Below are 8,092 nucleotides of genomic sequence, written 5' to 3' on the forward strand. Positions count from 1 at the left end.
GGTCGGCACCAACGTCGCCACGAACGGAACCGCGATCGTGTCGGGCATGGCCAGCGGCAACGTCAAGGGTGAAAGCCGCAGCGTGGTGGGTGGCCTGGTCGGCCAGAACCACGGTGCGGTCCGCGCTTCGTCGGCTTCCGGCACGGTAAGCGGCGGCAGCTATGTGACGATGGGCGGCCTGATTGGCCTGAATCAGGGCGAAGTCAATTACTCGACGGCGAGCGGCAAGGTCAGCTTCGTGCCGAACTACTCCCAGAACTTTGGTGGCCTGGTCGGTGTGAACTTCGGTTCCATGTATGGCAACCGGGTTTCCGGTAATGCTGCCCTGCTGCCGCAGGCCGGCATCAACTACGGCACCATCATTCAATAAGGTGCTGAAGCAGTCCACTGGCCTGCCTGCCTAGCAGGCCCCTTGTACCTTGCATGCCGTGTTTCGGCATGGCATGCAAGGGCATTTCAGTACCGCGGCATGGAACACAAGGACGGATATGCGTTGCTGGTGGCGCAGGTGGCGGGTCCTGCTGGCCGCGCGCACCATGGATTTTGACGCCGCCTCGAAAGGCTGGGGAGACAGGGGTGGGGAGATGGAGAGCTGCATGAATACGAATGTACTGCCTATCGCCGGGCTGCCGGGGATTGCACGGGCGGCGCGCCAATCGGTACGCCTGTTCATTGCCGTGCTGATGCTGATGCTGATGCTGGGGCTGGCGAGCGGCAGCGCCCAGGCACAATTTGAAAACCGCGTGGCCACCAACTGCGCGAACCCCAATCCGCAGGAGATCCAGCCGTGGACGGTAACCAATCCCCTGACCAGCAGTACGGCCATCGGCACGATCCTGATGGAACGGCGGTTCGCATTGTCGACGGTCTTCACCTTTGGTTCGACGCCGGCAGTGGTCGCTCACGAGCTGGTCACGGGCGCGCACTGGGCAATGGGGTTCGGGCCGCCCATCGGAGCGGATGGCATTGTGCCAACGAATATTGACGGCATCGGCTTCAAGTGGGAAGCGCTATCGTCGGACGGTGTCGCCAGGACCTTGCGCAAGGAAATCGACCCGCTTGCCGTCGAGAAGATCAACGTCTTGTTTCAGCCCAATCTGGGGATACAGACCGGGTCCACCATCGCCAGCTACAAACAGTACCTGGTGCTGACCAAGGACCCGAATGCGCTCGCCGCGGGCGAGATCAAGGTGACCAATGTTGCGGGTGGTCTCCAGGTGAAGATCTACGCAGCGGATATTCTGAAATCGGTGGGGGTGAGCTTGGGCARCACGTTCCAGGTGCCCACCTTGGGCCCGGGATGCMATCAGTCCATTACCTACGACAGCACGGGTCTCGTCAGCATCGGCGGTGGCCCTCMGCCCCCGATTCCGAACAAATGCGATGTGGTGGCCAATCAGATCATTCCAGTCAATCTGGGGAGTATTCCCATTGATCGGTTCAAGAGGCTCAACGACACCTCCCCGCCGAAGCACTTCGAAATCGCCCTGAGCAATTGCGCGGCCAACGCCAAGCCMACGATCAGCTTCAGGGACAAGGCCACGCCCCCCAGTGCGGACAAGACGGTATTGCGGCTCAGTGCGCCGGGCGGGCAAAGCCTGGCCCAGGGGTTCGGCATCATCATGACGCGCGAGGATGGCAGCCGGGAGCGCATCGCCTATGGCGATCCGGGCGTTGCCAAGAAGTACGAGATGACGCTCGACAAGCCGGGTAGGACCGCGAAGCTTCCGCTGTCGGCGCAGTACATCCGCACCGGTGGCGACGCCGAGGTGAAGGCCGGTTATGCGGGAGGCTCTGCCGAATTCACCTTCACTTTCCCCTGAGGATGGTGTCCAGAAACCAGGGTGGCAACGCCGATCTGACCCTACGCGTGCCATCAGATGAATTCGAGGAGCCACCTCACCCGGTTTCGATGCCAAATTCGGCATGAACGTGGACGATTTCGCCAGTGTTGCGGGTCTGCGTTCCGATTAAGGGTGTCGAGAAACGTGGTGGTGGGTATAGGATGGAAGGTGGCCAATGGAAAGCAACGTATAAGTGTTGCTGTTGATGATGGGGATGATGATGTTGCTTGATATTTCCAACGTGCGTTCGACTCTTGATGATCTAAGAAAAGAATTTCAGGGGTTCGATGTAACCGGATTGTACAATTCCTTTTTGGCGCGTTGCGATTTGGTGGGCGAATGGAAATTCTCTGATGGCGATTATTTTGAGCACCTGCCACATGAAACGGAGCGTATGGGGTTTTCATCGCCTCGATTGATGAAGAAAAAATACGCAAGCGTAGAAGAGGCACGTGTGCTGGGGAAATATTGCTCTGGTTTTTATGGCGGCAGCCATATTATTACCGTTTTTCCTGGGCAAAGAGGGATCCAGGCGATCCAGGCGACGCTATACGACCACGGTGACGGCTTCTCGGAGATTCGTACAGTTGGTTTTAAAGGGATGGATCGTCCAGATAAACGCGAGTCCAGGTTGATCGGCTTGGGAAGGCTATTTCAACTTGATGACGGCGACATAGTTTACGTTGGGGTCGGTGTCGGCGACACTTTTTCCGTATTTCTTTACAAGTACGCTTCCATCGGGAAGATCCTGTCCGGCCGAGCCATTGCCAAAGGGTGGCCCGGCGAAGATGAATGGTTCTATCGCTACGACAGTGAAGGTCAACTGGCCGAGATAACGTCAAGTACTACGCCCCTTTGGACGAGGAAATAAATGACTCGGCCGGTTCTCCTGGGAAGGGCAAGCTTGGTCTGCCGAAATCGGGGGAACTTCCGTAAAGTGAGGAACGATGTCTAAAGCTCGTGTAATTGGAACATCTATAGATGCTATTCGTGCTGCCGAGACAGAATTGGGACGTACGCTACCTAGGTCTTTCTCGGATTGGATTTTAGTAAACAATGGGAGATCCTTGGGTGCATTGACCGTGTTTCCCGTCTTCGATTCCCGCGATCCGAGAAAGACATGGGAATCCATAGTCCGTCATTTCAATGAGGGATGGAAGGAATGGCTGGACAATTTTGGAGATACATCAATTGACTTCTCTCAATTGCTGCCTTTCGCGGAGTTCGGATCAGGGGATTACTATTGCTTCGACTATGCGAAGCTAGGCGGTGCTGGAGAGCCCGTCGTCGTTCGATGGTCACACGAGACCGGTGAGATGGTTCAAGATTCCGACAGCTTCCCATCATTCCTGACGATGCCAGGACGCCCCGCATAGCGTAGATTCTGCAGTCGCTGGACAACCTGCTCAAGGCATATGCCGGCACCCACTACAGCTGGGGCGAGCGCGGCAACCTGACCAATCGCGTGACCTCGCGTGACCAACGGCACGGGCGCGCGCTTCATCCGGGACAGCTTCAACCGGCTGGTGAGCGGTTTTTTTGCCCACCAATGGCGTAGCAGTGTGACTTTTTGTAGCGGGTGGTTCGGAGCGTACTTTGTGCCTTTATACTGCGCAGGTCGTTGCAACCACAGCGACCGGGTTTGACAGCCTGTTAAGAACGCGGACATGTGCCACTATACGGCCTTTGTCCGTCATGCCTTTGCGCGTCCCTACGGGCGGGCCTGGGCGGGGGAGCTTTCGAGCTCACCGGTTCCTTCTTTCCGGCTGTCAACCCTGCCTTGCGCCCGCCCACCCCGTTTGACAGCGGGGAACGGGGTCGAAATCGCTTGAGAAGGAGGCACATCCATGCCCCAGTCTTCGCTCGCCCATCCCGGGCAAATCGCACCTCCCAAGCCAGCCAATCTCTGCCAGCGCCTGCGCGCCTCCCAACGGAGGGCGCCCGATGCATAGGTACCCGCACTACAACATCACCGCCCAACGCGCCGGGCGCGACACGTTCCTCACGGCCCACGCCCCTTCCGAAAGCCCGCTCAGCCTCGCCTCCGAGAAGACCGCGCAACTCAACGCGCTGCTTTCGGTGGCTGTTGAGAATGCTGCTGGTGGCTCCTTCTGCAACATCACCGAAGAAACGCAAAGCCATCTGCTTTCGCTGGCGGCCGTGCTCGCGCATGAAACGCTGGTGCTGAGCGAGTTGGCTGCGCTGGACGATGAGGAGGAGGGTGGCGATGGATAATGGGCGGGTGCGCCACGCGTTGACGGCCTGCTGATCTGGCCTCCACGGCCAGGATGGGGCTGGCGGGTGAGGTCGAATACTGAACCGCCCCGAGTTTCGTGGAGGCCCGTTGGTTTGAGTCAGGCCGATATGGCCTGCTTGGTAAGTTGACCTTGGCTTCGGCTGGTGGGGTAGATCCGATCGGCTCGAGCAATCGATGATCGTGGAACCAGGCCACCCAATTCAGGGTGGCCAATTCCACTGTTTCTTTGGTCTTCCTGGGGGTACGGCGATGGATCGATTCGGCCTTGTACAGCCAGCGCTGCCAAGTAGAGACGTAGGTGAAATCCGAAACCCAGAGCCGATTGGGTCGTTCAAATCTCGTCGTCTGCCAAGGCCTCGCGCGGATCCATTGCAGCCCCCTTTAGCGGCCTATCTTGGGCGGATTGGATGGCAATCCGTTGCCAACGTCATGCCAGGTTAGCGCGAGCCATGGGTGCCTGGGCGTGATGAGCCGCTTTCGTCGACATCGTTCTGCGCAAACTGGACTGCAAGGCCGATCGCTCGCACGCTATACCTGTTCACCTGCCAGCCATCCCCGGTCTTCTGTGGATGATCGGGGCCAAACGGTCTCGCCAGCACCCTAGGACCCGTCCAGGGGATCTCACTGCGCGTCGTTGGCAGCACGTCTATCAATATGTCGTCCCGATGCAAGCCACCCTGCGTTTCGGAGTAAGGCTGTGCGACGGCACCCCAACGGCGTAGCCAGGCACACAGATGCGTGGCGACCTCTCTCACGTCCGAGCGCACGTACACCACGCCGGGCCGAAGTTGAGGCATCACGATATCCGGTGCATCGATGGACAACGAAAAGGGCAGCGTAGCCGAGAAGAGGCTTCCGAGCCCAGGCTCGCTTACCACCTGGATAGCGCCGCCCATCAACTGGGCAAGCCGGTGGCAGATCGAAAGTCCGAGTCCCGAGCTGGCTGTCGCCTGCCGGCTACCGCTCGCCTGATAATACGACTCGAAGATGTGCTCCTGGCTTTGCGCGGCGATGCCGATGCCGGTGTCCGCCACCTGCCACATCAGTTCGACGCCTTCCGGCCGGGTCGCCACCATTTGCGCGCGCAGCACCACCCGGCCCATCTGCGTGAACTTGATGGCGTTACTCAGAAGGTTGTTCAGGATCTGGCGCACGCGAACGGCATCGCCAAGTAAGCGCCCGGGAATGTCTGCATCGATACAGGCGTAGATKAGCAGGCCCTTGCGCTCCGCGCGTGCGGCGTACGAGGAAAGCACGTCTTCCGTCAGGTCGAGCGGCGAGAATGCCGCCGGTTCGAGCATCAGGCTCCCGGCTTCGATCCTCGATATGTCCAGCGTGTTATCCACTACCTGCAATAGCGATTCCGAGGACCTTTCGATGGCCTTGATGTACTCCCGCTGCTGCCCTGACGTGCCGCTCAAGGCCAGGAGCTCAAGTGTTCCCAGAATGCCATAGAGCGGCGTGCGAATCTCATGACTCATGGTGGTCAGGAAAACGGTCTTGGCCTCATTGGCGGCTTCCGCCCGTTGAATGGCTAGCTGCGTTGCTGCTTCCATTTCCTTGCGGGCCGTGATGTCGCTGAACGCGCAGATCACCACGTCCTCGCCCTGGTAGCGCGCTGACGCGAAAGACACATAGACGCTGCGGCCGTCATGCAGCACCAGCTCCCTCCCGGTGCTCGGATGGCGGTCCTTGGACAGCGCGGCTTCGCGCCACGAGACGTCGGGATCAAACCAGCTTCGCGCCAATCCGTTGGCAAGCGGCACGTTGCCGTCGCGGCGGCGAAGCACACACAATGCCACCGGTGCCGCCTCGATCATGGATCGGCTAAACGCTTCGCTTTCGATCAGGCTGTCAAATTGCCGCCGCGCCGGCAGTATCTGGTGCCGATTGATATACACAATGCCGATGCCCACGCCGATGATCAGCAGAAGGAAGCCCCCCAGTGCCAGCCGGATGGCCGGCATGCACGCCTTCAGCAACGCGCTCGCACAAATGAAATAAACAACGCGCCAGCCGTCGTCGCCTACCGCCTTGCTGAGCGTGAGGTACTTGGGTATTGGGCCCATTCCGTATCGAATAAACGCATCCTCGCGCGTCATTCTCGCCAGATCATGCCTAAATTCGGCATCTTCCGCGCGTTCGAGAACAACGTTGTCATGACGGTCCAGCAGCATATAGCTCAGGCCAGGCTTGGACAGCAGGAGACCCGGCTCGACATTGTCCAAGGCCAATCCAAGCCAGCCGGCTGTCTTCTCGCCAGGATCGACCCGGCCAAACATATAAAGACGATGATGAATACGATCGCTGGCCCAGATAATCGACCTGGCGTCAGCCGGTTGCGCGTGCCGCGCAACCAGGATGTTCGTCACCTCAGGCGAGAGAGCCTCCCGAATTCCACGGCGATTGCCCTCCAGCCCTACTTGAGCGGTCTGGGTGGCGGTCCAGTAGACCAGATGGGCGCCTGAGCGCGCGATGGCATCCCTGTCCCGTTCAGTAACATACAAGGTCCAGCTCTTCCCGATTTGCCGATCGATGGCGAGGGAAATCCCTTCGACGTGATGTGCCTCGCTTGTTGGCAACGCGACAGCCTCGCCGCTGCCTTCGGATATGGAGTCGATCAAGGATCTCAGCAGCGAACTACGTCGCCCCAGGAAAACCTGCGCGTTATACGCCGCAGCATTCATCTGGCGCCGATATGCAGAAATACTTCTCTCAAATTGAGACTCCAGGTACAACACCGCGGCCATACCCGCGCACAGCAGCAACGTCGCAGCCAGAAGATATAGCATCACAACGGCTACGCGCGGCGGCGATATCTTGACGCTACGGCGCCCAGCACGAAGTCGATGGGAATGCATGATCGAATAGTGCCGTCGATCGGAAGCCTTTCCTATCGGACAATTCTCAATCTTCGATTTCAGCAGCGATTTTCCATAGACCTCCCGCAATCCCGCTGGCAAGACCCCGGAGCGTCGTTATCCGCGCAGCGAACTGACTGTCTCCATCGCAGCAGTATCCTCGTTGGCAGGGGCAAACCGAAATGCGAATGCGTACTCATACAGCTCGCGGTCGTTTGCGAGTCCCAGCTTTTTCATGCCTGTGATGCGCTGCGTGCTCACGGTCTTGACGCTGCGGCCCAGTGCCGTGGCGATCTCACCGACGGTCATGCCTCGCGTATAGCGGCGCAGGACTTCGGTCTCCCGTGCTGAAATGCAGTCGTTGGCAAAGACGTCGATCGGCTCCTCGGCCATCCGCGAGTGAGCCATCAGTCTGCGCACCGATGCCGCGATGTACATTCGCCCTCGCGCGACAGCCCGGATGGCACCCGCGATCTCCCTTGCAGGATCGCTACTCAGCAGCAGGCCATGGGCGCCCGAGACGATCATGGCTCGCAGGACCAACGGGCTGGATACCTTCGTGATGATCACGACCTTTAAGCGAGGACAGGTGCCATGCAGAAGATCCAGCAATGCGATATTGTCGTTATGTCGCCCGCCCGGACGATAAAAGGCGCAGAGCAGGACATCGGCCCTGGCTCTGCCCAGCCGCTGCATCAGTTCGGCGGAATCCACGGGTTCTCCAACGATCTCGACTTCATCCATCAGCGCTAACACCTGGCGCAGCTTTTTCTGCGACGTGGAATGGTCATCCGCAAGTAGCACTCTGATTGGCACAACTATGTCCTCCGATCAACGAATCTGTGTGAAACCGATCCGGCGCCCGGCGGAACGTGCCCGGTGCGGTGCTCCCCCGCTCCGTAGAGCAGGAGTATCCGGGATACCGCGCCATCCACTGCACGTTKGCCATCGCTCGCTTCGATTGTTTCGGGTACTTGGCGTGACAAGGGGTTGTCAATCTCCAGCCGCGCAATGGCGGCACGGCAATTAGCGATGAACAGAATGGTGTGGCCATATTTCGCCCCCTGCTTCAAGACGAGCGCGCCTGACAGCAAGCCAATCCTCCTGCGGGTAGTGGCAAGGAATGGCCA

Annotated in this window: 8 protein-coding genes and 1 pseudogene; 5 read left to right on the top strand and 4 right to left on the bottom strand. The window is 59.2% G+C overall.

Annotated elements, in window-relative coordinates:
• From AC1DS3_RS31395 to AC1DS3_RS31415, 5 genes are all read left to right on the top strand, one after another.
• Window positions 1-370 (top strand): GLUG motif-containing protein (locus AC1DS3_RS31395; protein ID WP_477128668.1); only part of this gene is annotated, 370 nt, incomplete at its 5' end.
• Between the two features lie 226 nt (window positions 371-596).
• Window positions 597-1,823: a fimbrial protein gene (locus AC1DS3_RS31400; RefSeq protein WP_477128669.1), complete on the top strand. Its 1,227-nt coding sequence runs from the start codon at window positions 597-599 to the stop codon at window positions 1,821-1,823.
• Window positions 1,824-2,037: 214 nt separating this feature from the next.
• Complete coding sequence (locus tag AC1DS3_RS31405; RefSeq protein WP_441630239.1) at window positions 2,038-2,715, top strand: hypothetical protein; 678 nt, start codon at window positions 2,038-2,040, stop codon at window positions 2,713-2,715.
• A gap of 76 nt (window positions 2,716-2,791) precedes the next feature.
• Window positions 2,792-3,220, top strand: coding sequence for an SMI1/KNR4 family protein (locus AC1DS3_RS31410; protein WP_477109137.1), 429 nt, complete (start codon window positions 2,792-2,794; stop codon window positions 3,218-3,220).
• 568 nt (window positions 3,221-3,788) lie between these two features.
• Window positions 3,789-4,079, top strand: coding sequence for a hypothetical protein (locus AC1DS3_RS31415; protein ID WP_441630243.1), 291 nt, complete (start codon window positions 3,789-3,791; stop codon window positions 4,077-4,079).
• A 145-nt stretch (window positions 4,080-4,224) separates the two neighbouring features.
• Here AC1DS3_RS31415 and AC1DS3_RS31420 read toward each other — a convergent pair.
• The 4 genes and pseudogenes from AC1DS3_RS31420 to AC1DS3_RS31435 form a co-directional block, all read right to left on the bottom strand.
• Window positions 4,225-4,440 (bottom strand): annotated as a pseudogene (locus AC1DS3_RS31420) (hypothetical protein); the annotation flags it as partial.
• Between the two features lie 98 nt (window positions 4,441-4,538).
• Window positions 4,539-6,893, bottom strand: coding sequence for an ATP-binding protein (locus tag AC1DS3_RS31425; protein ID WP_441630245.1), 2,355 nt, complete (start codon window positions 6,891-6,893; stop codon window positions 4,539-4,541).
• A gap of 186 nt (window positions 6,894-7,079) precedes the next feature.
• Window positions 7,080-7,778, bottom strand: a complete 699-nt coding sequence (locus tag AC1DS3_RS31430; protein ID WP_441630247.1) for a LuxR C-terminal-related transcriptional regulator — start codon at window positions 7,776-7,778, stop codon at window positions 7,080-7,082.
• Window positions 7,779-7,780: 2 nt separating this feature from the next.
• Window positions 7,781-8,092: hypothetical protein (locus tag AC1DS3_RS31435; protein WP_477128670.1), on the bottom strand; the 312-nt coding region annotated here is incomplete at its 5' end.

Source organism: Cupriavidus sp. 01L46 (assembly GCF_056399905.1).